Annotated in this window: 5 protein-coding genes; 2 read left to right on the forward strand and 3 right to left on the reverse strand. The window is 61.4% G+C overall.

All coding sequences use genetic code 11. From position 1 onward, the window contains the following. The coding region (locus tag VMR03_RS03190; RefSeq protein ID WP_325402216.1) for a helix-turn-helix domain-containing protein at positions 1-208 on the forward strand (208 nt) is incomplete at its 5' end. A 38-nt stretch (positions 209-246) separates the two neighbouring features. Then, positions 247-798 (forward strand): hypothetical protein, encoded by a 552-nt coding sequence (locus tag VMR03_RS03195; RefSeq protein ID WP_325402218.1) that lies wholly within the window; start codon positions 247-249, stop codon positions 796-798. On the opposite strand, the gene VMR03_RS03200 is transcribed toward VMR03_RS03195, so the two are convergent. From VMR03_RS03200 to VMR03_RS03210, 3 genes are all read right to left on the reverse strand, one after another. Further along, on the reverse strand, positions 795-1,049 hold the full coding sequence (locus VMR03_RS03200; protein ID WP_325402220.1) for a HigA family addiction module antitoxin: 255 nt from the start codon (positions 1,047-1,049) through the stop codon (positions 795-797). The genes VMR03_RS03195 and VMR03_RS03200 overlap by 4 nt on opposite strands. 409 nt (positions 1,050-1,458) lie before the next feature. Further along, positions 1,459-1,935 (reverse strand): MmcB family DNA repair protein, encoded by a 477-nt coding sequence (locus VMR03_RS03205; protein ID WP_325402222.1) that lies wholly within the window; start codon positions 1,933-1,935, stop codon positions 1,459-1,461. A gap of 37 nt (positions 1,936-1,972) precedes the next feature. Then, positions 1,973-2,228 (reverse strand): hypothetical protein (locus VMR03_RS03210; RefSeq protein WP_325402224.1); only part of this gene is annotated, 256 nt, incomplete at its 5' end.

A 2,228-nucleotide genomic window follows, 5' to 3' on the forward strand; every position in this document is an offset into this window, starting at 1 on the left:
TGCCGACGCCATCGAGGCGGCGCTTCTCGCCAAGACCGGCGACAAGGCGCCGCCGCCGGAAAACCCGATGTCGGCCGACCGCGTGCGTTGGGAACACATCCAGCGCGTCTACGAACTCTGCGACCGCAACGTCTCGGAAACGGCGCGCCGCCTCAACATGCATCGCCGCACGCTGCAACGCATTCTCGCCAAGCGCGCGCCGAAGTGACAGATCAAACTGAGACTCGCGCACGGCGCGATGCCCTCTTGCAGATTGTAGGATGGCAGGACTCGCTGCTCCAATCCTACCGCTCAATTAATGTTACCATCCAATCGCTTCTTCTAGTTGCGATGACAGCATTGCTAGCTGTTCCCGGCGGAGCGCCGTCCGACAATCCCCAACTCCACCACTTTCTGGCCCTTATAATCTCGCTTGTATTCCTCGTTTTGATCTCTCTTACCAATCATTGGCTTCATGCGATCATTCGCAAACGCGGGGAAGACGTTACCTTCGTCCATCAGCAGGTGTTACTGACAGAGACGGCCCTGCTCCCCGATGATCGGGTGTTCACTCGGTTCAAGATTATGCAGAGGCGCAGCGTACCTGCGGATTTCGAGGAGTGGAAAAAAGCTCTGTTGGACTTGGAGCCCGGAACTCCAGATCGAATCCGGAGCTTGATTGAGGAGCATTCACAAGGCGCGCGCAGAGTTATCGATTCGACGCTCTTTTCAAGCATCCAGCTCACCGCGTTGGCTCTATTCATATTTAAAGCGATCGTTACGGTGCCGATTCTTCTCCGCGCTCTCTGCACAAACTAATTTCCGCCTTCCACGATTTCGAGCTCATAGCGCGCCTGCATATTCAGCCAGAATTCGGCGGAGGAGCCAAACGCGCGCTCCAGCCGCAGAGCCGTGTCCAGCGAGACATCGCGGCGTCCGGCGACAATGGCGCTGATGCGGTTTGCCGGTACGCCGATCCTCTTTGCCAGGGCATTGGCGCTGAGGCCGAGCGGCGCCATGAAATCTTCCGCGAGGACTTCACCCGGATGTATGGGAGCCAGTTTTGCCATGGTTCAGAAAATCAGATCGGAGAGCCGTCGTCGAAGATGAAGACAATGTCATTGCGAGCGGAGCAAAGCAATCCGGAGGCAACAAGCTCAGGCCGGGTTGCTTCGTCGCTATCGCTCCTCGCAATGACGCAAAGGGCCGGGGATAAGCTTCGCGAGAAATATTCCGCATACCGCCCCCTTGACGAGCGTGACGCTGCTTCCCATCTCCCCGGTTATATCCGGACGTGCATTCAGCACTCCCAAGCCCTCCTTGCGGAGGGCTTTTTTGTTCCGGGGACGTCGATGACCGGTTGCCATCCCGGGTTTGTCCCGGGACCCAGGGTTTCGCGCTCCGCGCTTTGCGGCTCCTGGATCCCGGCCTTCGCCGGGATGACGGACGATGAGTTGGGATGGGCTGGGCCCTGCCGCCTTATTCCGAATCCAGAAACCGGAACACGCGCCTCGCGGCGACGCGGGCATATTGCAACGTCAGTGCCTTGCGGCGAGCGGCCGGGAGCTGCACGTCGTGCTCGCCCTCGCGCAGAATCTCGGCGTCGTATTTGTCGGCGATGATGAGGCCGACATCGAGCGGGATCACCTCGCGCGGAAAATCCGGCGGCACGGCGAAGAAGAAACGGTCGCAGAAATCGAGATAGTCCTCCCACTTTGCGTCGGTGAGATAATCGGTGAGGCTCGACTTGATCTCGATGATGATGATCTCGCCTTTCGGCCCCAGCGCGATGATGTCGGCGCGGCGGCCGGTCGCGAGCGTGAGTTCGGTGAGCGCGGCGTAGTTCATCTGGGCGAGCAGGCGCCCGCAGCCGCGCTGCACGGCGGCCGCCGTCGCCGATTGCCGCCCGTCGAAGAGACGGAAGCTGTCCTCGATCTCGTCGCTGAAATTGGCCATGGCGCCAAGCTAGTCCCACGGGGGCAAGGCCCGCAAGTCAGTCGAGACCGGCCTGGGCAAGCGCTTCGTCGAGCCATTGGCGGCGGCGCATTCCCTCGCGCGGATGGCCGCTCTCGCCGCCGATGGCGAGCGAGACGGCGGCATTGACCGCAACCGCGCGGCGATAGCGCGCGAGATCCGGCATCGCGCCCGTGACGGCCGCGTAGCCGCGAAAGACGGCATCCCGAAGAGGACCCGCATTTTCGAAGTGCCGCAGATCGGCTTCCGGCGCGCCGATGCCGGCTTCCGCGAAG

Origin of the sequence: Parvibaculum sp., assembly GCF_035511255.1 — a bacterium.
Taxonomy (GTDB): domain Bacteria; phylum Pseudomonadota; class Alphaproteobacteria; order Parvibaculales; family Parvibaculaceae; genus Parvibaculum.